The sequence below is a fragment of the Janthinobacterium violaceinigrum genome (genome assembly GCF_009208555.1).
In the GTDB taxonomy this organism is placed as follows: Bacteria; Pseudomonadota; Gammaproteobacteria; order Burkholderiales; family Burkholderiaceae_D; genus Janthinobacterium; species Janthinobacterium violaceinigrum.
In genome coordinates this window covers 209,473-234,477 of record NZ_WFLI01000006.1, presented here as the reverse complement: position 1 = coordinate 234,477, position 25,005 = coordinate 209,473, and the positions used below count along the sequence as shown (strand labels likewise).

Below are 25,005 nucleotides of genomic sequence, written 5' to 3'. Positions count from 1 at the left end.
CTGCCGCCAGCGGGCGCCATGCCGGCACGGCGGCGGGCGCGCCCGCTGCGGACGGCAAGGCCGCTTGCGCCGCCCGTTCCCCCGCGTCGGGCAAGCGATACGCTTGCAGCACGGCATCGAGCGTCAGCAAGCGGTCCTTGCCGATGTTCAAAGCCAGCTCATGCACCGTGACGATGCGCGGCAGGTGCGCCAGGTCCGCCAGCAGCGCACCCATGGCGTGGTAGCCGCCGCGCAGCTGCACGGCGATCGGCAAGGCGACATAGGGCGCTTGCGGCCGGGCCGCGCCCGGCTTGAACAGCGAAAATTGCAAGCCGCGGGACTGGCCTGCGGCGTCGATGTCCGTCAGCAGCGCCGCCATCGCTTGCGGATCGGGCAGTTGCTGCTCCAGGAGGGCAAGCTCGGCGCCAGCCTGGCGCTGCTGCGCCCGCCACTGCGGCAATAGTTTCGCCCCGGCTTGCGCCGACAGATAAGCGGCGCGCAAGCGGTCCCCCTCTCCCTGCGCCACTTGCACGGCAGCCATCAAGCCAGCGAGCCACGCGGCGTACAGCAGCACGGCCGCCAGCGTCGCGGCCAGGGCTGCGCAAGCGAGGCGCACGGGCAAGGGCCACAGCGATGCGGTTTTCAAGCTCAGCATGATCAACCTCCAGGGCCAGGCTTAGGGGACAGGCGCCCGGCGCTTGCCAAAGCCAGCCGTATCGTCCATTCCACGGTGCCGTCGGCCGCACTGCGCACTTCCAGCACTTCCGGCCGTGACCAGGGCGCGGCCTGCTCCAGCGCCAGCAGCAATGCCGCGACCTTGTCCTGCGAAACGGCCTGCCCTTGCAAGCGCACCAGCGCCGTTTCCTGGCGCACACTGTGCAAGGCCGCACCGGCCGGCATCGCCTGGGCCAGGGCCGCCAGCATGCGCACCCAGGCATGGCGTTGCTCTTGCAGGCCGGCAATGGCCTGCTGGCGCAGCACCAGCGCCGCCGTCTCGCCCTGCACCCGCTTGCCGGCGAGCAAGACGGCATCGAGCTGCTGCATGGCATTGCGCCAGTCCTGCTGGCGGCGCAGCTGCGCATCGAGCCGGTGCTGCAGCCAGGCGCCTGCCGCCAGCCCCAGCAGCAATCCCAGCAGCGCCCCGCCGGCCAGTTGCCACAGCAGGAGCTGTATACGCCTGCGCCGTGCTGCCGGGCGGTACGGCAAGAGGTTGATGCATGACACTTCCGCCACGGTCTTCATCGGGCGTACCGGTGCAGCGCCAGCCCCCAGGCCAGCTGATAGGCGAGGCCGCCATCGGGCAAGGCTTGCCAGCCGTCCTGTCCGACGGCCGCCTGCAGCGCCAGCGCCTCGCTATCCATGACGACGGGGGTCAGGCCGGCCGCTGCGGCCGCGTCCAGGCGGCGCTGCACGCTGGCGCGCCGCGCCGCCACCAGCAGCACCTCGATCTCCCGCGCTGTCTGGCCGGCAAGCGGCGGCGCGGGACCGAGTATGACAAAGTCCAGGCTGGCGTCTTCCAGCGCAAACGGCATGTATTGGGCAGCCTCCAGTTCGACCAGGATTTCCAGCTGCTCCTCCGGCAAGCCCGCCTGCAGGCGGATCACATGCGTGATCAGGGACGTGGCCGGCATGGCCAGCGCCACGCGGGTGCAGCCGCTGCCACTGTTGCGGCATGCCAGGCGCACGGCACTGGCCAGGCCCTGCAAATCTTCGACATTGCCTTCCAGCATCACCCCTGCCGCCAGCGCGGCGCTGCCGCAATGCCGGCATGCCAGTTGGCCCCGCCGGCGTATCAACTCGACCACATGCACGGCGTCGTCCGCCATGTCGACGCCCAGCAAGCCGAGGCCAAGAAAACTGCGGATGGACATGTTTTTCATAGAGAAACGTCAGCGTGGGAGGAGGTCCTGCCATCCGAAAGCCTAGTCCCGGCAGCGCTGGCTTGTAAACGGATTTCACGCTGCGGTCTGCGGCGCGCGGCGCCTATCTGGCCCGGCCGTGATCTGGCGCAGAATAATTGTTACCAAATCCTGGTTGCCAGCGGGCCAATACACGCTTATATAGAGTATCGACAAGTTCCAACTGTCCGCCCGGCAAGCGCCACAGCGCGCTGCCACCCCGGCAAGCTCGCTTATAATTGGCCGGCATAATTAACCGAAAGACATACGACGCATGACATCTTCAAATTCCGCTGGCTCCGCTGGCTCGAAGCCGCCCACCAAGGGCAGCAAACCCAAACGTTTTCTGCTGATGGCCCTGGTATCGCTGCTGGGCCTGGGCATCGTCGGCGTCTTGCTGGTGGTCTTTGGCCTGGCCATGGCATATCCGAACCTGCCGGCGCTCGATACCTTGACCGATTACAAGCCGAAAATGCCGCTGCGCGTGTTCACGTCCGACAGTGTGCTGATCGGCGAGTTCGGTGAAGAACGGCGCAACATGGTGCATATCAAGGATATCCCCGATGTCATGAAGAAAGCCGTGCTGGCCATCGAAGATGACCGCTTCTATGAACATGGCGGCGTCGATTACCTGGGCATCACCCGCGCGGCCCTGCACAACCTGACGGGCGGCGCCAAGCAAGGCGCGTCGACCATCACGCAGCAGGTGGCGCGCAACTTCTTCCTGTCCAGCGAACAGACCTTGAAACGCAAGGCGTATGAAGTCTTGCTGGCCTGGAAGATCGAGAAAAACCTCAGTAAGGACCAGATCCTCGAGGTCTACATGAACCAGATTTATCTGGGACAGCGCGCCTACGGTTTCGCCTCGGCCGCGCAAATCTATTTCGGCAAGAATATCCAGGACCTGACCGTGGCCGAAGCGGCCATGCTGGCCGGCTTGCCGAAGGCGCCGTCGGCCTACAACCCCGTCGTCAATCCGAAACGCGCGCGCATGCGCCAGCAATACATCCTGCAGCGCATGGCGCAGCTGGGCTACATCACGCCGGCACAGTACGAAGAAGCGAAAAATGAAGAGCTGAAAGTAAAAACCGACAGCAGCGCCTTTGGCGTGCATGCGGAATACGTCTCGGAAATGGCGCGCCAGCTCGTCTACGAGCAATTCAAGGAAGATACGTACACGCGCGGCCTGAACGTCTACACCACCATCACCAAGGCCGACCAGGATGCCGCCTACATCGCCTTGCGCAAGGGCGTGATGGATTACGAGAAACGCCACGGCTACCGCGGCCCGGAAGCGTATATCGAAATTCCGAAAACCAAGGCCGAAGCGGACGACGCGATCGAGACGGAGCTGGCCGACCACCCGGACAGCGACGACATCATCGCCGCCATGGTGCTGCAAGCGTCGCCCAAATCGTTGCAGGCCGTCACCTCGGCCGGCGAGGAAATCACCATTACCGGTCCCGGCCTGACGTTTGGCGCGGCCTGGCTGTCGGAAAAAGCGGCGCCAAACCGCCGCATCAAGCGGGGTGCCGTGATCCGCGTCATGCAAGAAGGCGGCAACTGGGTCTTGACGCAGATGCCGGAAGTGCAGTCGGCGTTCGTCTCGGCCAGTACCACCGACGGCGCCATCCGCGCCATGGTGGGCGGCTTCGATTACAACCGCAACAAGTTCAACCACGTCACGCAGGCATGGCGCCAGCCCGGCTCCGCCTTCAAGCCCTTCATCTATTCCGCCTCGCTGGAACGGGGCCTGTCGCCGGCCACCATCATCAACGATGCGCCGATTTCATTCGATGCGGGCCAGACGGGCGGCCAGGCGTGGGAACCGAAGAACTACGACAGCAAATACGATGGTCCGATGACCATGCGCAAGGGCCTGATGAAATCGAAGAACATGATTTCCATCCGCATCTTGCACAAGATCGGCGCCAAGTATGGCCAGGAATACGCGACGCGCTTCGGCTTTGACGCAGACAAGAACCCGCCGTACCTGACCCTGGCCCTGGGCGCCGGCAACGTGACGCCGCTGCAGATGGCAGGCGCCTACGCCGTGTTCGCCAATGGCGGCTACAAGATCAACCCGTACCTGATCGCCAAGGTGACCGATAGCGACGGCAATATCCTGTCGCAAGCCAAGCCGGACCTGGCGGGCGAGGAAGCCAACCGCGTCATCGACGAGCGCAATGCCTTCATGATGAACAGCATGCTCAACGACGTCGTGCGCTTCGGCACGGCAAATAAAGCCATGGCCTTGAAGCGCCCCGACCTGGCCGGCAAGACGGGGACCACCAACGATTCCATCGACGCATGGTTCGCCGGCTACCAGGCCAAGCTGGTGGGCATCGCCTGGATCGGCTACGACCAGCCGCGCAACCTGGGCAACCGGGAAACAGGCGGCGGCCTGGCCCTGCCGATCTGGATCAGCTACATGGCGAAAGCCCTGAAAAGCATCCCCGTCGAGGAACGCGCCGTGCCGGAAGGCCTGATCCACGTGGGCGACGAGTATTACTATGCGGAAAATCCGCCGGGCACAGGGGTCGGCAGCCTGGAAGGCGCGGCACGCGGCACGCCGGAGGAAGAAAAGGCGAAAGAGGCTGTGAAGAACGAGCTATTTTAAACACGTAGGCCGGGTAGGTCGGATTAGCGCGCAAGCGCATAATCCGACAACATCGTTGGCGCCGGTGGTGGTGTCGGGTTACGGCCTGCGGCCTAACCCGACCTACCCGACATTGGACCAAAAAAATGGGCAGCCCGCAAAGGCTGCCCATTTTTCATGCATCACTTCAAACACTTACTTCAATACGACTGGCGCGCCCGCCTGCTCGCTGGCCATGGCCGACAGGGCCGCAAACAGCTCGGAGTCGTCGCGCGTGTTGCGCCACTCGTCACCCACGCGCTTGTAATGAAAACCGCCCGAGCGGGCCGCCACCCACATCTCGCGCATGGGAGCCTGGCTGTTGACGATGATTTTCGTGCCGTTATCGATGAACTCGATCTCCAGCACATTGCCGCTGCGGCTGCATTCGACGTCGAGCACGTCTTCATCGTTCAGCCGGTCCAGCGCCGCCTCGATCTGGGTCAGGGTGGCTTCGGCCAAGGCCAGGAATTCCGATTCGCTCATGCTACACTCCAAAGATCTTAATCAAACCGTGATTCTAATCGTGAAGTCATCCTCAGCGTTTTATATCGGCATCGCCATTGTGGTTTCTAGCGTCCTGGCCGGCTGCGGCCAGCCCGGTCCCCTGTACCTGCCCAAGCCGCCCGCGGCCAAAGGCGCACCGGCCAAAGGCCCCGTCGAACCGGCCCCCGTGCCGCCACCGCCCGTCATCGTGCCCGCCACCTAAACGGAACGCGCAGGGGTGGCGGCATTCGCCGCCCTGGCGCTTTTTACGCGCTTGCTCCAGGCGAAATACACGCGCGTTGCCAGCAGTAGCGCGACGATGGAGCCGAACAGGATAGGTTGCGCGAAATTGTGCTTGCCCGCCTTCATCCACCAGAAATGCAGGATACCCAGCGGCGCGATGATGTAGATCAGCCGGTGCAGCCACTGCCAGCGCTTGCCCCCCAGGCGCTTGACCATGCCGTTCGTGCTTGTCACGGCCAGCGGGATCAGCAGTACGAAAGCGATGAAACCCACCGTGATGAACGGCCGCTTGAGCACATCCTTCCACATTTCCTGCACATCAAAAAAGTGATCGAACCATAAAAAGGTGGTGAAGTGCAGTGCCGCGTAGAAAAACGCGAACAGGCCCAGCATGCGCCGCAGCTTGATCAGCCAATTCCATTGCGTGATGCGCCGCAAGGGCGTGACGGCCAGGCTGATACAGAGAAAATACAGGGTCCAGTCGCCCGTGCCCCGCGTGATGAATTCCAGCGGTTCCACCAGTTGCCCCGTGTACGTCAGCCAGACCATGCGCACGAATGGTATCAGCGCCAGCAGAAAGATCAGGCTTTTCAGCAGCGACAGCTGTTTGCCCGTGGGGTTGATGGCCATGGTATTTCCTTAAAAGAATTTCTTCAGATCCATGCCCGCGTACAGCGAGGCCACATCGTTATAGCCGTTGAACATCAGGGTCTTGCGCTTGCGCGTGAGGAAACCGTCTTCGCCGATGCGACGCTCGGAAGCCTGCGACCAGCGCGGATGATCGACGTTCGGGTTCACGTTCGAGTAAAAACCGTATTCGGACGGCGCCGACAGGTTCCAGGACGTGCGCGGCTGTTCTTTGACGAAACGGATCTTGACGATGGATTTGGCTGACTTGAAACCATATTTCCACGGCAACACCATGCGTACGGGCGCGCCATTCTGGTTCGGCAAGGTTTCCCCATACATGCCCAGGGTCAGCAGTGCCAGCGGATGGTTCGCTTCGTCGATGCGCAAGCCTTCCGTATACGGCCACTGCAGCACGCGGCTGCCCACGCCCGGCATCTGTTTCTTGTCCGCCAGGGTGATGAATTCCACATACTTGGCATTGCCCGTCGGCTCGACCTTCTTGATAATTTCCGAGAAGGAATAACCGACCCACGGGATCACCATCGACCAGCCTTCCACGCAGCGCAGCCGGTACACGCGCTCTTCCAGCGGCGCCAGCTTCAGCAGCGCATCGAGGTCCAGGGTCATGGGTTTCTTGACTTCGCCTTCGATGCTGACCGTCCACGGGCGCGTGCGCAGGGTGCCCGCGTTTTGCGCAGGCTCGCTCTTGTCCGTGCCGAACTCGTAGAAATTATTGTAGGTGGTGGCGTCTTTATAGGCCGTTTGCTTTTCCAGCGCCGAATAGGCGGGATTGAGCTTGGCAGCCAGCTTGGGATTGGTGCCCTGCGCGAACGCTTCGCGGCTGGCCATTTCCAGCAAGGCCGCGCTGGACATCGAACCCAGCGCCACTTGCTTGATGAAACTGCGACGCGACTCGAACACGGCGCGCGGCGTAATTTCGGAAGAATACGGCAACTCAATGCCGTTGGGACTGCGCTTGATCAACATGGCGGCTCCGGGAAAAGGTGATTGTTTGTACCTTACACCAGTTTTCCCGGGCCGTTCATGACGCTTCTGTCATGCAAAAAAACGTTACTAAAGTGCCCGAAAAAAGTTCAGGGCAAGGCGCCTTGCCGCAGGCAGTACGCATAGTACGACAAGGCAAGGCAACGCCGCCATGGGCTTTTTCTCGGGTACTTTTACAGTTTTCCGTAAGAATGGAGGCCGGAGAGGAACATATTCACGCCCAAAAACGCGAACGTCGTCACCAGCAAGCCCACCAGCGCCCACCACGAGGCGACGCGGCCGCGCAAGCCCGTCATCAGGCGCATGTGCAGCCAGGCTGCATAATTGAGCCAAACGATCAGCGCCCACGTTTCTTTCGGGTCCCACGACCAGTAGCCGCCCCATGCTTCGGCCGCCCACAGGGCGCCCAGGATGGTCGCTACCGTGAAGAAAGCAAAGCCCACGGAAATGGCCTTGTACATGACGTCGTCGAGCACTTCCAGCGACGGCAGGCGGTCGACCAGGTAACCGCTGGATTTGAGCAAATATGCCGCCGCCACCATGGCCGACAGGGCGAAGGTACCGTAGCCGATGAAGTTGGCCGGTACGTGGATCTTCATCCACCAGCTTTGCAGGGCCGGCACCAGCGGCTGGATTTCGGCCGCGTCGCGCGTGACCGTGTACCACATCAGGAACACGACGGCCGCCGAAATGACCAGCATGACGAAGGCGCCCAGCTGGCGCGTCGCATAATGCTGCTCGTAATACAGGTAGAACATGGCCGTGATCAACGAGAACAGGATGAACACTTCATACAGGTTCGACACGGGGATGTGGCCCACGTCGGCGCCGATCAGGTAAGACTCGTACCAGCGCACCAGCATGCCCGTCAGGCCCAGCACCACGCCAGCCCAGCACAGCAGGGAGCCGACGGACGAGCCGAATTCCGAGCGCGCCACCAGGCCGATCCAGTAGAACAGGGTCGACAGCACGAACAACGTGCCCATCCACAGGATGGCGGATTGGCTGGACAAGATATATTTCAGGAAGAATTTCTGGTTCGCCATCTCCAGATGGCCCGCATACAGCTCGATGGCAAACAGCGACAGCACGGCGGCCACGGGGATCAGCCAGCGCACGGGCTTCCAGTACCAGCCCAGCCACGCGAACGTGGGCGCCGCGGCCAGCAGGATGGCTTTTTCATAGATATCCATGAAGGCGCCAAAGCGCACCAGGCCGAACAGGGAGGCCGCCAGCAAGCCGGCGCCGTACAGCCAATCGATCAGGCTCAGGCGCTTGAAAAATCCTGGTTCCTGCGTATATATTTGCTTGTTTGCCAATTCCATCATTTTCTCCATTCCCGGCGACGCGCAAGCGTCCCAGACACAGCGCAGCTTACGCCGATTGCGGCAGCTTTGCCTTCAAAGTCTCAAATTCTTTTTCAAAATCCAGCGTCTTGCGCTGCGTGCTCATGGCCATCAGGGCTTCGCTGCCGCCCTCGCCATCCTTGATCCACACCCACAGGCGGCGCTCGCGGATATAAAACATGGAAAATACGCCGATCACGAGGAACAGGCAACCGAGGTACACGACGCTCTTGCCCGGCGAACGCGTCACTTGCAGCACGGACGCCTTGATTTCCGTGAAGTCATCGAGTTGCAGATACACGGGCGCGCCATAGAAGAAGCTGTCGGACAGCGCATTCGTGGCCAGTTGCAGGAAGCGGCCGTGCTTGTCATCGGCCTCGATGGCTTTCAAGCCATCCTGGGCGCGCGCCGCCTGCCACAAGTCCCACAGGCTGCCATTGAGAATCTTCATGAAAATATCGGCCGCTTTTTCTTGCTCGGCAGCAGGGATTTTCTCCAGGAAACGCGAAATGGCCAGGAAACCGCCCTCTTGCCCATTGCCGGCAAAGATGCCCAGGCTTTTCGCCGCCGATTCCTGCAGCTGGCCCCGCAAGGCTTCCGCCCCCGCCTGCGGCATGGCGCGCGCCGCATAGCGCGCGGCAGCCTGCTGGCGCAGCGCAGGATCTTGCAGCGCGGCACGCAGACGCATCCACTCGTTCACGCTGTAATTATCGTCGGCGGGAATGCGCAGATAGCTGAACGGGTCGCTGGGGTTGACGCGCATGCCGGCCAGGAACACCGTCGTGCCATCCACGGTCACGGGCTGCATGTAGTTCTGGTACTCGCGCGCCTGGCCCGTCTTGTCGCGCAATTTGTATTGCACCGAGGGGCCCACGTTCTTAAGATCCTTGTTATGCGCGTTCTTCGCGGCCGAACCGAGGCGCTTGTCCAGGCCCACGGCAAATTTATCGTTGAAGCTTTCCGCCTTGTTGACGGCACGCACATCCTGGCCGGCGCTGAGGTTTTCCACGTTGAAGGGACGGAAACCCGACCATTCCACCGTGTAGGAATTGCCATCGCTGCGTTCGAGCGGCGTGCTACCGCCCACTTCGCCGCCGATATCGAAGCGTTTCGTCGTCTTGCCCGTCATGGGATAACCCGTCAACTTGAGCTTGCTGCCGCCATCTTCAAAGCTGGACTGGTACAGGGCCAGTCCCTTGTACAGCAGCGGCTGGTTGACTTTGATGGTCGCTGGGAAACTTTCCCCCGTCGCATGGTCGGTGACGACCACGTCGCTGGCAAACAGCTTGGGCATGCCCGTGCTGTAGAAATCGATATGGAATTTCTTCAACAAGATCGTGATGGGCAGATCCTGGATCAGCACGCCATCGGCCTGGGGAATGATGGCCGTGTTGCTCGACGAGCCTTCCGGGATCATGGTGTTACCGCGGAACGTAGGATTCGACAGGCTCAGGCGGTGCTGGGCGGGAATGTCGGCGATCACGCCGCTGCCGGCAAACGGCGTCTTGCCAAAGAACCATTGCTGCACGCGAATCGGCATTTCCGAATCGAGCAAGCCGCCCACGCAGATGATGACGATGGCGCCGTGGGCAAAGATATAGCCCCATTTATTGGCGGCGCCCCGCTTGGCCGCCACCAGGGTGGCGTTGTCCTTCTCGACCACCTTGGCCCCGTAGCCGGCGTCTTTCAGGCGCATCACCATCTGCTGCGCCAGCACGGCGCGCGGCAGCGGCGCCGCCCATTCCAGCTTGTGGTGGAAGTTGCGCAAGGATTGCTCGCGCACATTGTCGCGCCAGCTGCGCATGTCCTTGAGCATCTTCGGCGCATTGCGCACGATGCACAGCGAGGTCGAAGCGACGAGGAAACCCATGATCACCAGGAACCACCAGGCCGAATACACGGAATACAGGCTCAGCTTGTCAAAGACGGCAAACCAGAACGGCCCGAACTGGTTCACATAATTGGGCATGGGCTCGTTCTGCTTGAGCACGGTGCCGATGATGGAGGCGACGGCGATCAGGGTCAGCAGGCTGATGGCAAAGCGCATCGACGAGACCAGCTCGACGAATTCAGCCAGGCTGCGGCGTTGGGTCTTTAACTCGATTCCGGTCGTGCCTGTGCTCATACGTTGATACTCATACGGGATATGCAATCTTCAAGAAAATGTGGCATGGAGCAAAGATAGTCTCTCCGCGCAAGGCGGCAGCATACTCCTGTTTGGCCCCTGCTATAAAAAAGGGCAGCCCGTCGAAACGGCCGCCCTTGTTCATGTGCGTTGAAACGCGTGGCAATCTCTTGCCACTATGAAAACTTACTTCAGGCCGGCGATGTAATCGGCAACGGCGGCGATTTCGTCATCCGACATGCGGGCGGCGATGGTGTGCATTTGCGCGCTGTTCTTGCGGGCGTCGGCCTTGGTGCTGCGGAACATGGCCAGCTGGGCCACCGTGTAATCCTGGTGCTGGCCGGCAATGCGCGGGTACTGGACGGGAATGCCATTGCCCGTCGCGCCATGACAGCTGGCGCAGGCGGCTACTTGCTTGGAAGCAATGCCACCACGGTAGATCTTCTTGCCCAGGTCGATGGTGTCCTTGTTTTTCGCGGCGCCCGGCTTGGACAGCTGCGCGCCCAGGTAGGCGGCGATATTCTTCTTGTCGGCGTCGCTGAGCATCTTGGCATAGGTCGTCATGACGGGCTGGTTGCGCTCCGGCGTCGTGAAATCGACCAGTTGCTTGTAGATATAGCTTTCATGCTGGCCGGCCAGCTTCGGGTTGACCGTGATGGTCGAATTGCCGGCCGCGCCATGGCAGGAGACGCAGGCAGGCAAGCCGCGTGCCGCATCGCCATCGGCGTACAGGGTAGCGCCCTTGGCAGCGTCGGCCTTGACGGCGACGGCTGGCGCATGGGCCGGTTTCGGTTCTTCGACCGCGGAAGCAGTTGCCGATACAGCCAGCAAAGCGAGCAGCATGGATTGGACAAACGGTGAAAACGCACGATTCATTCAGGCACCCTGAGACAGTGAGAAATTAGTGGTGGACATTGCCGCGCCCTGGGGATTTTTGCTTTATTTTCAGGGCCGCAAGCCGCATCGCTGCTACGCCGGCAACAATAAACAACCCCTTATTGTACAATAGCTTCTTGGCGTTATCGCTCCCTTATCGCTCCCTTTTGTTGCTTTACTATTCCCATGTCAAAACTCTGGCAAGCCCGTTTCTTTACGACCGTCAACCAATTGCGTGACCTGCCCGATACCACGGTGCCGGAAATCGCTTTTGCCGGCCGCTCCAATGCCGGTAAATCGACCGCCATCAACATCTTGTGTAATCAGAAAGGCTTGGCGTTCGCCTCCAAGACACCTGGCCGTACCCAGCACATCAATTACTTCTCCATCGGCGGCGCCCACGTGGCGCAGCACCGCAAGGATGCCACCATCGTCGAAGAGATCGAATGCCTGCTGGTCGACTTGCCGGGCTACGGCTATGCGGAAGTCTCGGGTTCGGCGAAATTGCACTGGCAGCGCCTGCTGGGCGACTATGTGCAGCGCCGCGAGCAATTGGCCGGTTTGATCCTGATCATGGATTCGCGCCGCCCGTTCACCGACCTGGACATTCAAATGCTGGAATGGTTCGCCCCGACGGGCAAGCCGATCCACTGCATCCTGACGAAAGTCGATAAGCTCAACCGCAATGAATCGGTCAACGCGCTGCGCCAGGCAAAAGCCAAGCTCGACAGCTATGTGGATGAAGACGGCATCGGCTTCCCGTTCACCGTGCAACTGTTCTCCGCACTCAAGCGCGTCGGCATCGAAGAAGCCAACGACAAGATCATGGAACTGGCCGGCATCAGCGAAGACGGCGCCGCCCAGATGGTCGAGCTGATCGAGATGGAAGACGACGTCGAGCCGGAAGCAGGAACCGACAAGCCCGCCTGATCCGCCTCAGCGCGCTGACAAAAAAGGCTGCCCGTTCACACGGTGCAGCCTTTTTTATTGCACGGGGGCCGGTTGCCTAGCGCCTTCCCGGTCCCGGACGCTTCTCGGAAAAGAATTCCTGGCGCAGGAAGGCCATCAGTTCGGCCGTGTCTTCCACGCGGGCGCTGAGGTTGACGTTGCGGCCCAAGCGCCGCGATTCCCACACGAAGTCGCCTGGCTTCTCGGCACGGATCAGCTGGATCATCTTCTTCAGGATGGCCGTTTCGATGTCGGGCTCGTTGCCCAGTTCCACTTTTTCCTGCTTCAGCCAATTGCGCTTGAAGTTGCCATTCCAGCCCTTGAACTTGACTTCGGCACTGAACGAGGTCTGATTGACGATGGAAAACACGCCGCCCGAATCTTCGCGGTCGCTGCCGGAATTGCGACCTTGCGCACCGGCGATATTCGCCTTGGCCACGCGCATGGCGCGGTCGTTTTCGCTTTCCTCGGCCGGCGGCGCGGGATTCTGCGCCTCGCGCTGCTTGCGGCGCTGTTCGATCATCGAACTCATGTCTTCGGCCGGCGGCGGCGGCAACGGCACTTTCGACACCAGCGGCGGCGTGAACGTTTCCAGCTTCGGCTTGTCGCGCGGCACATCCTTCGTCACCACGCGCTTGCTGGGCGCCGGCGGCGGTTTCACCTTGGCAACTTTCGTGTCTTTCGGTTTCGGCGTGGGTTTTGGCTGCGGCTTCGGTTGCGGCTTGTCCTTCAGCGGCGCGATATACACCATCGCGCTTTCCTTCTTCGGCGGCGGAATCTTTTCGATCTTGTCACTGCGAAACAGGGCATACGCGGCCAGCAGCACGTGCAACAAGACGGACACGCCCAGCGCAACCTTGCGCGTGGTGCTGGTCTTGGACCCGTAGGCCGGTGGTGGCTGGATCAATTGACCGCACGTGGGGCAATAATCGGAGTCTGCAGCCATCAAATGGGTCGTGTCATGCAAAATGAATCGTGCTTTCTGTGTAGCGACAAAAGTAATCTTACAGGGCAGCCATAGTGCCAGAGTCCCTTGCTTTTGGGAACACTTCCTGTACATTTCCAACCCGAAGCGTACAGGATAGCGGCATTCCTTGCAGCCCAAGCTAGGGTACCCGAGCCGCCTCTTGACGGTTGTTACCGTATGTATCACTCCCCATACAAAACCGGCGCCGCATTCACGCAGGAATGGGGCGCCGGTCACGGGTCAGCCAGGTGTTCAAGCCTTGCCGTCGAGTGCAACCAGTTGTTCGTCCGTCAATGGCCCCGTACCGCTGTACTTGTCCAGGAATAAATAGATGACGGGCGTGATAAACAGGGTAATCACTTGCGAAAACAACAGTCCGCCCACCACGGCCAGGCCCAGCGGCTGGCGCAGCTCGGCGCCGGCGCCCAGGCCCAGGGCGATCGGCAAGGCGCCCATCAGGGCCGCCGCCGACGTCATCATGATGGGACGGAAACGCAGGATACACGCCTGGCGGATGGCCTCGGGCGGGCTCATGCCTTCATTGCGCTGCGCATGCAGGGCAAAGTCGATCATCATGATGGCGTTTTTCTTGACGATACCGATCAACATCAAAATACCGATGATGGCAATCATCGTCAGGTCCATGCCGAACAGGCGCAAGGTCAATAGCGCCCCCACGGCCGCCGACGGCAAGCCGGCCAGGATGGTCAGCGGGTGGATATAGCTTTCATACAGGACACCGAGCAGCACATAGATCACGGCCAGCGCGGCGATGATGAGGATGATCTGGCTCGACTGCGAATCCTGGAACACGGCCGCATCGCCGCCGTAGCGCGTGATGATGGAAGCCGGCAAGCTCATTTCCTTGCCCATCACGTCGATCTTGCCCGTGGCGATGCCCAGCGGCACGTCCGGCGCCAGGTTGAAGGCGATCGTGACGGCCTGCAGCTGCCCCTGGTGGTTGACGGCCGTGGGACCGATCGTGCGTTCCACGTAGGCAATGCTCGACAGTTTCACCAGTTCGCCCGACTTGCTGCGCACGGACACGCGCGTGAGCGCATCGTCATACTGGCGGTCCGGCGTGGCCGCTTCCAGGATCACGTAATAACTGGCTGCCGAGGAATAGATGGTCGATACTTGCCGCTCGCCAAAGGCGCTGTACAGGGCCGTGCGGATATCGGACATCTGCACGCCCAGCAAATTGGCCTTGTCGCGGTCGATCCGGAGCGATGCCTGCAAGCCCTTGATCTGCGAATCGCTGGTGACGTCGCGGAAGGCGGGGTCGGCACGCATACCGGCAATAAACTTTTCTGCCCAGTCATTCAAGGCATCGGGACTGACGCTTTGCAAGGTGTACTGGTAACGGCTCTTGCTCTGGCGCCCGCCCAGCTGCAAGTTTTGCACGGGACGGAAATACACGGCCATGCCGGGCACGGCGCTCGTTGCACGGCGCAGGTTTTCCAGCACCACGGGCATTTTCGGCCGTTCGCTGCGCGGTTTCAGCACCATGAACATGCGGCCCGTGTTGCCGCCGCCGACGAACGAGGTCACATCCTGCACGCTGGGGTCCGCCTTGAGCACGGCCGCCACGCGGGCTTGCAAATCCTGCAATGCCGCCGAGGAGATATCTTCCGACGCTTCCGTATTCACCTGGATCTGGCCCAGGTCTTCCTCGGGGAAGAAGCCTTTCGGTATCGTCGCGTACAGCAACACCGTCAGCGCGAAAGTACACACGGCGATGAACAGCACCACGTTGCGGTGCGCCAGGGCCTTATCGAGCAAATGCACGTAGCCGTTGCGCAATTTCGTGAAACCCGCCTCGAAGTGGCGGCCGATGAAGGACTTTTCGCCATGCGTGGGGTCGTTGTCATTGTGCTCGCGCGAATCGGCCGGCAGGAAGCGGCTGGCCAGCATCGGCACCAGGGTCAGCGACACGATGGCCGACACCAGGATAGAGAGCGAGACGACGACGGCAAATTCGTGGAACAGCAAGCCGATCACGCCCGGCATGAAGAAGATGGGGATGAACACGGCCACCAGCGAGACGGAAATCGAGATGATGGTAAAGCCCATTTCCTTGGCCCCCACCAGGGCCGCCTGGATCGGCTTCTTGCCCATTTCGATATGCCGCACGATGTTTTCCAGCACCACGATGGCATCGTCGACCACCAGGCCCACGGCCAGGGTGATGCCCAGCAGGGAAACGTTGTCGAGGCTATAGCCGAGCCAGTACAGCAGGGCCAGCGCGCCGAGCAGGGAAATGGGCATGGTGACGGCCGGAATGAAGGTGGCCGCCGCGCGGTGCAGGAACAGGAAGATCACCAGCACCACGAGAATCACGGTCAGGGCCAGGGTCAGGTTGACGTCGTGAATGGCTTCGCGGATCGAGACGGAACGGTCGTTGACCAGGCTGATCTGGATGGAAGCAGGCAATTGCGCCTTGAAACCGGGCAAGAGTTTGCGCACGGCGTCGACCACTTGCACCGTGTTCGCATCCGGTTGGCGCTGCACCAGCAAGGTGATCGAGCGCTCGCCATTGAAACTGCCGGCCGTCTTGGTCGACTGGAAACTGTCTTCCACCTGGGCCACTTCCTTCAGGCGCACGGGCTGGCCATTGCGCGTGGCGACGATGAGCTCGGCAAAATCGGCCGCCTTCATCATTTGCGGGTTGCCCTGGATGGTCAGAGTCTGGCTGGGGCCGTCGAGGATGCCCAGCGGCGAATTCGTGTTCGACGCGCGCAGCGCGGTGGCCAGTTCGTCCATGGTCAGGTTGCGCGCGTTCATCAGGTCGGCACGGGCACGCACGCGCACGGCGAAGCGTTTCTGGCCATTCACGCTGACCTGGGCCACGCCAGGCAAGGTCGACAGGCTGGGCGCAATCAGGTTTTCCGCATAATCATTCAGATCCGACAAGTTCAGCGATGGCGAAGTCATCTGGATGAACAGCACGGGCGCATCGGCCGGATTGACTTTGCGGTAGGACGGCAAGTCCGTCATTTCCGTGGGCAACTGGCGCTGCGCACGCAGCAGCGCCGCCTGCACGTCGACGGCTGCCTCGTTGACATTGATGCTGGCGTCAAACTCCAGGGTCAGCGAAGTATTGCCCAGCGTACTCGTGGAGGTGATCAGGCTCAGGCCAGCGATGGTGGAAAACTGCTTTTCCAGCGGCAAGGCAACGGAGGACGCCATGGTATCGGGGCTGGCGCCGGCCAGGTCGGCGCTGACGTTGATGACGGGCGTGTTATAGCTCGGCAAGGCTGCCACGGGAATGTGGCCATACGCCAGCACGCCGGCCAGGATGATGCTCAAGGACAACAGCACCACCATGACGGGGCGGCGAATGCTCAGTTCGGACAGGTTCATGCTGGCTTGCCTTGCGGTGCGACGGCGCCATCGGCAGCCTTGTGTTTGTCCGCCAGGCGCACCTTGCCGCCCGGACGCAGGTTCTGCTTGCCATCGACGATGACTTTTTCATCGCCGTTCAAACCCGTGACGACGGCATTCGGACCGAACGCATACACGCGGGCAATCTTGCGCACCTTGGCCGTGTTGTCGGATTCCATCGAATACACGAAGATGCCCGTGGTATTGGTGATAATGGCGTTTTGCGGGATGACCAGCGCATCCTTGAGCGTGCGCACGGTCAGCTGCGTATTCACATACTGGCCGGGCCACAGGTCGGTGCTGCCGTTATTGAAACGGGCTTTGACCTTGATCACGCCCGTGGCGGGATCGACGGCATTGTCGATGAAGTTCAGTTTGCCATCGAGCTGCTTGCCGCCCGCATCGGACAGCAAGGCCGTGACGGGCACGTCGCCCGCCTTTTGCGCCGCCAGCAAGCCTGACAGACTGCTTTCAGGCAAGGTGAACGACACGTCGATGGGATCGAGCTGGGTAATGCTGGTCAGGGACGTGGTCGGCTGCACCAGGCTGCCCGCGTAGACATTGATGGCGCCCACGCGGCCGCCCTGGGGGGCGCGCAGGACCGTGTAGCTGGAGTCGACCTGGGCGGCGCGCAAGGCGGCCTGATCGGCGGCCAGCAAGGCGCGTGCCGCGTCGAGCTGGCTTTGCAGGGTATCGACGGCGCCCTGGGCGATGAAATTCTTGCTCAGCAAATCTTGGCTGCGCTTGAGCTGGCGCTCGAAGTCCTGCACCGAGGCACGGTCGCGCAAGACCTGCGCCTGCGCCTTGTCCACATTCGCGTGCTCGCTGCGCGCATCGAGCGTAAACATCAGCTCGCCCTGCTTGACGAACTGGCCTTCGCGGATATGCACCTTGGTAATCGTGCTGGTCGTCTGCGGATGCAGGTCGACGCTGCTGATCGGCATCACGCTGCCGTTGGCTTGCAGCACCATCGGCACATCCTGGCGTAGCGGCGCAACCACGCTCACCGTGGTCGGCGCCTGTCCGCCCTTGCCCCCTTTGCCGTCCTGGCCGCCGGCAGCTGCGCCGGACTGATGGTTGAAATACCAGATGCCGCCACCGATACACAGGGCCGCACCCACGAGGATTGCCAGACTAGTCTTTTTCATTGTTCTGTCACGCTGTTGCAGCGCAGGGCTGCAGGTTGAATGTAGTTGCCAGGGGGCATAAAAGCACAATATTGTCGCACGGAAATGCTCACTTTCCAGCGTAATACTCTGGCACGATGAGGGTGACTTCCAGTCCGCCGTCGGCATGATTGGCCAGCAAGACCGTGGCGCCATGCTGCTCGGCAATATTGCGCGCGATGGTCAGGCCCAGGCCCGTGCCGCCCGATTCGCGCGAACGCGATGTCTCGATGCGGTAAAACGGTTCAAACACTTTCGCCAGTTGATCCGGCGCAATACCCGGCCCGCCATCGCGGATGCGGATGCGTGCCGCGCCCGCGATGCGCTCGACCGTCACCTGCGCATACAGGCCATATTTGACGGCATTGTCGATCAGGTTCACGAGGCAACGCCGCATGGCGATGGGACGGGCCATCAAGGCCATGCTCGCCTGCCCGCCCAGGGTAACTTTCTGGCCGGCATCGGCCGCGTCGGAGCAGACGCTGTCGAGCAGGGAATCGAGATCGAGCGCCTGCATCGCCTCCGTGCTATCCATCGAACGGGCCAGATCCAGTCCTTCCTTGACCATGCTCTGCATGGCCGACAAATCGCCCACCAGGCGGTCATACAATTCCGTGTCAGCCACTTTTTCCAGGCGCAAGCGCAAACGCGTCAGCGGCGTTTGCAGGTCGTGCGTGATGGCGGCCAGCATTTGCGTGCGCTGGGAAATATGCTGGCGGATGCGCGCCTGCATGGCATTGAAGGCGGCGCTGGCCTGGCGGATCTCGCTGGCCCCGGACAGGGTCAGCGGCGGATGGTTGATGTCATTGCCCAGGTCTTTCGCCGCCTGCGCCAGCTGCTTGAGCGGGCGCATGGTCATGCGCGTGACCAGGTAGGCGAGGATGGCAATGCTGATCAGGAAAGGCAGCAGGGTCATCCAGTCGTTGTGTTCGTTGAACGGGGGCTGCTGGCGTGGCGGCAAGACCATCAGGCGCAGCACGTGGCCGTCCTGCATGCGCACGTCGAGGTTTTCGCACGTACCGCCCCATGGCTTGGCGGCAAACATGCCCGGCGACTGGCGCGGCTTGACGCAGGCGGCGGGACGCTCGGCCACCGCGCTGACCTTGAAACCTTCGCCCAGCTTGGCTTGCAGGGCCGTGGAAAACTCCGTCGGTGCGCCGGGCGTATGTTCCGTCTCGGGACGCAGCTCCAGGCGCACGCTGCCCTTGTTGGCCACTTTCAAGTAGGCGGCGCGCGAGGCCAGCGGCACCACGTCGGCCGCCATCACCAGCTGCTCGGCCCGCTCTACGGCATGGTAGTCGCGGTATTGCTCGATGGCGCGCTGGCGTTCGCCCACGGCCAGCCACTGCGTCAGCGCTGCCGAAGCAACGATGCCAATCAGCAAAAACATGAACACGCGGCCCGTCATCGACCCCAGGAAGGCCTTCACGCGTGGGGCTCCACATTGACCTGGCCGGCCAGCACGTAGCCGCCGTTGCGCACGGTCTTGATGATTTGCGGCAAGCGCGCATCTTCACCGAGCTTTTGCCGCAGGCGGCTGATCTGGATATCGATCGAGCGGTCGAACGGGTCGGCGTCGCGCCCCTGCGTCAGGTTCAGCAGCTGGTCGCGGTTGAGCACGCGGTTCGGGTGTTCCAGGAACACGCGCAGCAAGCGGAATTCCGCCCCCGACAGCATGATCACCAGGCCGCTGGGATTGAGCAGATGGCGCGCCGTCAAGTCCAGGGTCCAGCCGGAAAAGCGGATTTGCTGCGCCTTGTCCGACGGCACGTTCGATGGCATGGCATGGCTGCGGCGCAAGACACTGCGTATGCGCGCCAGCAATTCGCGGGGCTCGAACGGTTTCGGCAAATAATCGTCGGCGCCCATTTCCAGGCCCAGGATGCGGTCCAGCGGCTCATTGCGCGCCGTCAGCATGATCACGGGCACCGTCGATTGGGCGCGCAGCTTGCGGCACAAGGTCAGGCCGTCGTCGCCAGGCAGGTTCAAATCGAGCACGATCAGGTCGGGCCGCGTTTCATCGAGGATTTTCCACATGGCCGTGCCATCTGCCGCGCCCAGGGTGCGGTAGGCGTTCGTTTCCAGGTAATCCGCCAGCAAGCTGCGGATATCGCGGTCATCGTCGACGATGAGAATTGTAGAAGTGGGTTCCATGGTACGAATTATCCCCACTTCCCCCGCCCTTGCACAACGCATTTGTATCGTCTTGTATATAGGAGACCCGAAGAAACATATAGATACAAACTGTCTGGCAGCGGACACTTCGGGGAAACATGGCGCGTCCAACATGGATTCATGTGCAGCAACATGTACATCCCTCATCTTTTACAAAGGAATCCAGATGAACGCCTCAATGACAACCTTGCGCAAGAATTTGATCATCGCCATGAGCGTACTCGGCATGGGTGCGGCATCGCTGACCGTCCACGCCCAGGAAGCGGCCGCCAGCGCGCCTGCCGCCAGTACCAAGATGCAACACGATGGCCAGCACCGCGGCGGCACCCCTGCCGAACGCATGGCCAAGTACCAGGCCCGCCTGCACGACAAGCTGAAGCTGACCGCCGCACAGGAACCGGCCTGGGCCACGTTCACGGCCGCCAACGCGCCGAAAAAGCCCATGGGCGACTGGAAAGCCAAGCGCGAAGCGTTTGCCAAGCTGTCGGCGCCGGAACGCATGGAACAATGGATCGCCATGTCGAAGGAACGTATTGCCAGCCAGGAAAGCCGTCTGGCCTCGCTGAAAACGTTCTATGCCGTGCTGACGCCGGAGCAAAAGAAAGTGTTTGACGACAGCGTTCCTGGCGGCAAACACGGCGGTATGCGCGGCCACCACGGCGGCCACCACGGCATGCAGCAGCAGCCGAAAGCCGGCTAAGTTGTCGCTGGCGTAGAAACAGAAAAAGCCTGCAATGCAGGCTTTTTCTTATTGACGAGACAAGTGACCGCTTACTGCCCGTCGAGCTTGTGCAAGGAGGCCAGGAACGTCGCGGCATTCTGGAAGCCGATCACGCGCGACTGGGGGATTTCCTGCCCTTGCTGGTTGAACATGATGATGCCCGGCGGGCCGAACAGCTGAAAACGTTTCAGCATGGCCTTGTCGTCCGCGTCATTGGCCGTCACGTCCACTTGCAGCAGCACGGCTTGCCCCATCTTCTCGCGCACGGCAGGGTCGACAAAGGTCAGCTTTTCCATTTCGATGCAGGACACGCACCAGTCCGCGTAAAAGTCCAGCAAGGCGGGCTTGCCATTGAGCTGCGCCAGCGCCACATCAAGCTGCGCCACGGTCTTGATGCGCGTAAACGCTTGCGCATGCACCTGGCCACCGCCCAGGTGCGCCAGCGGCGCCAGCGGGTCGCGACCACCGCTGGCCACGCCGACCAGCTGCAGCACGCCCAGCACGGCAAACACGAGGCCGAAGGCCTTGGCGACCCAGGCGCTCTTCGCGCCGCTCTTGCCCACCAGCAGATACATGCCGTAGCCGACGAACAGGACCGTCCAGCCCAGCATCTGCACGGCGCCCGGCAGCACGGGCGAGACCAGCCACCAGGCCACGCCCAGCAGCAGCACGCCGAAGAAGCGCTTGACGGCATCCATCCAGGCGCCCGCGCGCGGCAGCAAGGTGCCGGCCGACACGCCCACCAGGATCAGGGGCACGCTCATGCCCACGGCCATGGCGAACAGGGCGCTGCCGCCGATGACGACGTCGCGCGTCTGGCTGATGTACAGCAAGGCGCCGGCCAGTGGCGCGGCCACGCACGGTCCCACGATCAGGGCGGAAATGGCGCCCATGACGAACACGCCCGCCAGGCGGCCCGACGATTGCTGGTTCGACACGGACGTCAGCTTGCCTTGCAGGAAGGCCGGCACTTGCAGCTCATAAAAGCCGAACATCGACAGCGACAGGCCCGCCATCAGCAGGGCAAAGAAACCCAGCACCCACGGATTTTGCAGCTTGGCCGCCAGGCCTTCGCCCGCCAGGCCGGCCGCCACGCCCAGCGCCGTGTAGACGATGGCCATGCCCAGCGCATACGTCAGCGACAGCAGCAAGCCGCGCGAGCGGCTGACCTTGGCGCCATCGCCGACGATGATCGACGACAGGATAGGCACCATCGGCAGCACGCACGGCGTGAATGCCAGCCCCAGGCCCAGCAGCATGAACAGGGGCACGATGACGAGCAGCTTGCCGCCTTTCAGCGCCGATTCGATCTTGCCCATCTCGTTTTGCGCCGGCGCCGGCTTGGCCGCCACGGGGGCCGCGGCGACAGGATCGGGCGTACTGGTGATATCGGCACTGGCAATGCTCATCACGGACACGCCAGGCGATGCCTGCGCCTGCGGGCCGTTGACGGCCGCCGTGTCGACTGCCGGCGCAGCCGGCAAGGCGAACTTCGATGGCAGGCCGGCACCGGGCGCCACGCTCTGGCCGCCGCCACCGCCCACCAGCTGGGCCGTGGCATCCTGCGGCGCATAGCACAGGCCCTTGTCGGAACAGCCCTGGCCCGTCGCCTTCAGGGTAAAGGCGCCGGCCGCCTCCACGGGAATCGTGATGGTCAGGGTCTTGCGGAACGTTTCCACATTCTTCTGGAAGGTGTCGTCGAACTTGACCTTGCCAGCCGGATATACGGGGGTGCCCAGCCTGGCGCCCACGGCCTCGAACTTGAAGCGCTCGTGGTACATATAGTAGCCATCGGCGATCACATAGGTGACGGCGATGGTGGACGGGTCCTGCATGCGGGCGGAAAATTTAAAAGCCAGCTCGGGATCGAGGAATTCATCGTCGGCGCGGGCATGGCCGGCGCCAAAAATGGCAATCAACAGGAAGCAGCAGGCAGCAAACCAGGTGAGCAAGGGATGGCGTGGCGCGGCGCGCGCGGTGGCGCTGGAGGGGAAACGGGACATGAACTACCTTTTCGACCATTCGACAGAGGACGCGCGGAGCAGGCAGCGCTTGTGCCGGGCCGGCGCGAAAGGAGAATAGTACACTGCAGTAAGAATAGCTGCAGCAGAAAACAAAAAAGCCAGGCTAGGCCTGGCTTTCCTTGATACGGATGCCGCTACTGGGATTACTCGCCAGCAACTTCAACTGCTTCGGTCGTATCTGGACGATCCATCAGTTCAACGAACGCCATAGGAGCGTTATCGCCGACGCGGAAACCCATTTTCAGGATACGCACATAACCACCGTTACGGTTGGCGAAACGTGGGCCCAGTTCAGCGAACAGTTTGACGACCATTTCACGGTCGCGCAGGCGGTTGAAGGCCAGACGCTTGTTTGCCAGGGAGTCGGTTTTGCCCAGGGTCAGAATTGGCTCGACAACGCGGCGCAGTTCTTTTGCTTTTGGCAGGGTGGTTTTGATCGCTTCGTGACGCAGCAGCGATACTGTCATGTTGCGCAGCATTGCCAGACGGTGGGACGAGGTACGATTCAGTTTACGGAGGCCGTGACCGTGACGCATGATAAATCCTTTCGGTGAGTGTTTAAATTCCAGTTCTTCGATCAGCTGATCGGGAAACCCCTGACAGCCGCGGACCGGTTTGGTACGACAAAATAAAAGCCTGGGACACCTGTCCCAGGCAGTTTGCTACAACTACGAATTACTTTTCCAGGCCGGCAGGCGGCCAGTTTTCCAGCTTCATGCCCAAGGTCAAGCCGCGCGATGCCAGCACTTCCTTGATTTCGTTCAGGGACTTGCGGCCCAGGTTTGGCGTTTTCAGCAGTTCGTTTTCCGAACGTTGGATCAGGTCGCCGATGTAGTAGATGTTTTCCGCTTTCAGGCAGTTCGCCGAACGCACGGTCAACTCCAGGTCGTCGACTGGACGCAACAGGATAGGATCGACCAGCGGAGCGCGCGATGGCGCTTCGGCGGCAGCTTCCGTGCCTTCCAGAGCAGCGAACACATTCAACTGGTCCACCAGGACGCGGGCCGACTGGCGGATCGCTTCTTCCGGCGAGATCACGCCGTTGGTTTCGATGTTGATGATCAGCTTGTCCAGGTCGGTACGTTGTTCGACGCGGGCCGATTCAACGAAGTACGATACACGGCGCACTGGCGAGAACGACGCATCCAGGATGATGCGGCCGATGGTCTTGTTCGTGTCTTCCGACAGGCGACGCACGTTACCAGGAACGTAGCCGCGGCCTTTTTCAACCTTGATCTGCATGTCCAGCTTGCCACCAGCGGTCAGGTGGGCGATCACGTGGTCAGGGTTGATCAGTTCGACGTCATGCGGCAGGTCGATGTCGGAGGCCAGGATCGCGCCTTCGCCTTCTTTTTTCAGGGTCAGGGTTACCGAATCGCGGTTGTGGACTTTGAAAACCACACCCTTCAAGTTCAGCAACAGATCGACGACGTCTTCTTGCACGCCATCGAGGGAGGAATATTCGTGGACGACGCCAGCGATCGTCACTTCGGTCGGCGCGTAGCCCACCATCGACGACAGCAGAACGCGGCGCAACGCGTTACCCAATGTGTGGCCATAGCCGCGCTCGAACGGTTCCATCACGACCTTGGCGTGACCTGCACCGAGAGCTTCAACATCGATAATACGTGGCTTCAACAAACTGTTTTGCATGAAATGTCCTTTTCAATACCCTCGGCTCATTACACCGATAAGGCTGATGGCATTAGTAAAACGCCCACCCGAAAGAAAACGAGTGGGCGGTGATGGTGCTAACTGCTATTAACGCGAGTACAGCTCGACGATCAGCGATTCGTTGACGTCGTTAGCGATTTCGTTACGCTCTGGCAGGGACTTGAAGGTACCTTCCATTTTCTTGGCATCAACCGAAACCCAGCTAGGCATACCAACTTGTTCAGCCAGCGACAGTGCTTCAACGATACGCACTTGCTTTTTCGATTTTTCACGAACAGCGATGATGTCACCAACTTTAACTGCGTACGAAGCGATGTTCACAACGATACCGTTCACGGTGAACGCTTTGTGGCTGACCAGTTGACGCGCTTCAGCGCGGGTCGAGCCAAAGCCCATGCGGTAGCAAACGTTGTCCAGACGCGTTTCCAGCAACTTCAACAGCGTTTCGCCGGTGTTGCCTTTACGACGGTCTGCTTCAGCGAAGTAGCGGCGGAATTGACGTTCCAGCACGCCGTACATGCGCTTGACTTTTTGCTTTTCGCGCAGTTGGTTACCGTAGTCCGAGGTGCGGGCGCCGGATTTGACACCGTGCTGGCCTGGTTTGACGTCCAGTTTGCACTTGCTGTCCAGCGAGCGACGTGCGCTCTTCAGGAACAGGTCTGTACCTTCACGGCGGGAAAGTTTTGCTTTAGGTCCGATATAACGTGCCACGATACTTCC

At 61.3% G+C, this 25,005-nt stretch carries 22 protein-coding genes; 4 read left to right on the top strand and 18 right to left on the bottom strand.

Annotated elements, in window-relative coordinates; genetic code table 11:
• The 3 genes from pilO to pilM form a co-directional block, all read right to left on the bottom strand.
• Positions 1 to 634 (bottom strand): type IV pilus inner membrane component PilO (gene pilO / locus GCN75_RS07855; protein WP_152282059.1); only part of this gene is annotated, 634 nt, incomplete at its 3' end.
• Positions 635 to 636: 2 nt separating this feature from the next.
• Positions 637 to 1,221, bottom strand: a complete 585-nt coding sequence (locus tag GCN75_RS07850; RefSeq protein WP_152282058.1) for a PilN domain-containing protein — start codon at positions 1,219 to 1,221, stop codon at positions 637 to 639.
• Complete coding sequence (gene pilM / locus GCN75_RS07845) at positions 1,218 to 1,850, bottom strand: pilus assembly protein PilM (protein ID WP_193317411.1); 633 nt, start codon at positions 1,848 to 1,850, stop codon at positions 1,218 to 1,220. Before pilM ends, GCN75_RS07850 begins: the two co-directional genes overlap by 4 nt.
• A gap of 301 nt (positions 1,851 to 2,151) precedes the next feature.
• On the opposite strand from pilM, the gene GCN75_RS07840 reads away from it, so the two are divergent.
• A complete protein-coding gene (locus tag GCN75_RS07840) occupies positions 2,152 to 4,497 on the top strand; it encodes a penicillin-binding protein 1A (protein ID WP_152282056.1) in 2,346 nt (781 codons plus the stop codon).
• A gap of 174 nt (positions 4,498 to 4,671) precedes the next feature.
• On the opposite strand, the gene cyaY is transcribed toward GCN75_RS07840, so the two are convergent.
• On the bottom strand, positions 4,672 to 5,001 hold the full coding sequence (cyaY, locus tag GCN75_RS07835; protein WP_152256844.1) for an iron donor protein CyaY: 330 nt from the start codon (positions 4,999 to 5,001) through the stop codon (positions 4,672 to 4,674).
• Positions 5,002 to 5,041: 40 nt separating this feature from the next.
• Here cyaY and lptM point away from each other — a divergent pair, with 40 nt between their 5' ends.
• The gene (lptM, locus tag GCN75_RS07830) at positions 5,042 to 5,224 is read left to right on the top strand and encodes an LPS translocon maturation chaperone LptM (RefSeq protein WP_070221692.1); all 183 of its coding nucleotides are present in this window, start codon (positions 5,042 to 5,044) and stop codon (positions 5,222 to 5,224) included.
• On the opposite strand, the gene GCN75_RS07825 is transcribed toward lptM, so the two are convergent.
• From GCN75_RS07825 to GCN75_RS07805, 5 genes are all read right to left on the bottom strand, one after another.
• The gene (locus GCN75_RS07825) at positions 5,221 to 5,874 is read right to left on the bottom strand and encodes a protein-methionine-sulfoxide reductase heme-binding subunit MsrQ (protein ID WP_152282055.1); all 654 of its coding nucleotides are present in this window, start codon (positions 5,872 to 5,874) and stop codon (positions 5,221 to 5,223) included. The two genes, lptM and GCN75_RS07825, sit on opposite strands and share 4 nt — an antisense overlap.
• Before the next feature lie 9 nt (positions 5,875 to 5,883).
• Positions 5,884 to 6,861, bottom strand: a complete 978-nt coding sequence (gene msrP / locus GCN75_RS07820) for a protein-methionine-sulfoxide reductase catalytic subunit MsrP (RefSeq protein WP_152282054.1) — start codon at positions 6,859 to 6,861, stop codon at positions 5,884 to 5,886.
• 191 nt (positions 6,862 to 7,052) lie between these two features.
• On the bottom strand, positions 7,053 to 8,204 hold the full coding sequence (gene ccsB / locus GCN75_RS07815; RefSeq protein ID WP_034778299.1) for a c-type cytochrome biogenesis protein CcsB: 1,152 nt from the start codon (positions 8,202 to 8,204) through the stop codon (positions 7,053 to 7,055).
• A gap of 49 nt (positions 8,205 to 8,253) precedes the next feature.
• The gene (locus tag GCN75_RS07810; RefSeq protein WP_152282053.1) at positions 8,254 to 10,350 is read right to left on the bottom strand and encodes a cytochrome c biogenesis protein ResB; all 2,097 of its coding nucleotides are present in this window, start codon (positions 10,348 to 10,350) and stop codon (positions 8,254 to 8,256) included.
• A gap of 186 nt (positions 10,351 to 10,536) precedes the next feature.
• Positions 10,537 to 11,226, bottom strand: coding sequence for a c-type cytochrome (locus GCN75_RS07805; protein WP_152282052.1), 690 nt, complete (start codon positions 11,224 to 11,226; stop codon positions 10,537 to 10,539).
• Between the two features lie 186 nt (positions 11,227 to 11,412).
• Between GCN75_RS07805 and yihA the strand changes: the two genes are divergently transcribed.
• Positions 11,413 to 12,156 (top strand): ribosome biogenesis GTP-binding protein YihA/YsxC, encoded by a 744-nt coding sequence (gene yihA / locus GCN75_RS07800; protein ID WP_071325653.1) that lies wholly within the window; start codon positions 11,413 to 11,415, stop codon positions 12,154 to 12,156.
• A gap of 76 nt (positions 12,157 to 12,232) precedes the next feature.
• Here the strand turns inward: yihA and GCN75_RS07795 are convergent, their stop codons facing one another.
• The 5 genes from GCN75_RS07795 to GCN75_RS07775 form a co-directional block, all read right to left on the bottom strand.
• Positions 12,233 to 13,120, bottom strand: coding sequence for a hypothetical protein (locus GCN75_RS07795; RefSeq protein ID WP_226941188.1), 888 nt, complete (start codon positions 13,118 to 13,120; stop codon positions 12,233 to 12,235).
• A gap of 273 nt (positions 13,121 to 13,393) precedes the next feature.
• The gene (locus GCN75_RS07790; protein WP_152255392.1) at positions 13,394 to 16,504 is read right to left on the bottom strand and encodes an efflux RND transporter permease subunit; all 3,111 of its coding nucleotides are present in this window, start codon (positions 16,502 to 16,504) and stop codon (positions 13,394 to 13,396) included.
• Positions 16,501 to 17,673 carry an efflux RND transporter periplasmic adaptor subunit gene (locus tag GCN75_RS07785; RefSeq protein ID WP_152282051.1) on the bottom strand — a complete coding sequence of 391 codons (1,173 nt, stop codon included), beginning with the start codon at positions 17,671 to 17,673 and terminating at the stop codon, positions 16,501 to 16,503. The genes GCN75_RS07790 and GCN75_RS07785 overlap by 4 nt, the downstream gene beginning before the upstream one ends.
• 88 nt (positions 17,674 to 17,761) lie before the next feature.
• A complete protein-coding gene (locus GCN75_RS07780; protein ID WP_152282050.1) occupies positions 17,762 to 19,120 on the bottom strand; it encodes an ATP-binding protein in 1,359 nt (452 codons plus the stop codon).
• Positions 19,117 to 19,845, bottom strand: coding sequence for a response regulator (locus GCN75_RS07775; RefSeq protein ID WP_034753223.1), 729 nt, complete (start codon positions 19,843 to 19,845; stop codon positions 19,117 to 19,119). The genes GCN75_RS07780 and GCN75_RS07775 overlap by 4 nt, the downstream gene beginning before the upstream one ends.
• Before the next feature lie 187 nt (positions 19,846 to 20,032).
• Here GCN75_RS07775 and GCN75_RS07770 point away from each other — a divergent pair, with 187 nt between their 5' ends.
• The gene (locus GCN75_RS07770; RefSeq protein ID WP_226941186.1) at positions 20,033 to 20,566 is read left to right on the top strand and encodes a Spy/CpxP family protein refolding chaperone; all 534 of its coding nucleotides are present in this window, start codon (positions 20,033 to 20,035) and stop codon (positions 20,564 to 20,566) included.
• A gap of 71 nt (positions 20,567 to 20,637) precedes the next feature.
• Here GCN75_RS07770 and dsbD read toward each other — a convergent pair whose 3' ends face one another.
• From dsbD to rpsD, 4 genes are all read right to left on the bottom strand, one after another.
• Positions 20,638 to 22,590, bottom strand: a complete 1,953-nt coding sequence (gene dsbD, locus GCN75_RS07765; RefSeq protein WP_152282049.1) for a protein-disulfide reductase DsbD — start codon at positions 22,588 to 22,590, stop codon at positions 20,638 to 20,640.
• Between the two features lie 164 nt (positions 22,591 to 22,754).
• Entirely contained in the window at positions 22,755 to 23,147 is a 393-nt protein-coding gene (gene rplQ, locus GCN75_RS07760; RefSeq protein ID WP_034753219.1) for a 50S ribosomal protein L17, read from the bottom strand.
• A 139-nt stretch (positions 23,148 to 23,286) separates the two neighbouring features.
• Complete coding sequence (locus GCN75_RS07755) at positions 23,287 to 24,264, bottom strand: DNA-directed RNA polymerase subunit alpha (protein WP_008444343.1); 978 nt, start codon at positions 24,262 to 24,264, stop codon at positions 23,287 to 23,289.
• A 108-nt stretch (positions 24,265 to 24,372) separates the two neighbouring features.
• Entirely contained in the window at positions 24,373 to 24,996 is a 624-nt protein-coding gene (gene rpsD / locus GCN75_RS07750; protein WP_071325659.1) for a 30S ribosomal protein S4, read from the bottom strand.
• Between the last annotated feature and the right edge of the window lie 9 nt (positions 24,997 to 25,005).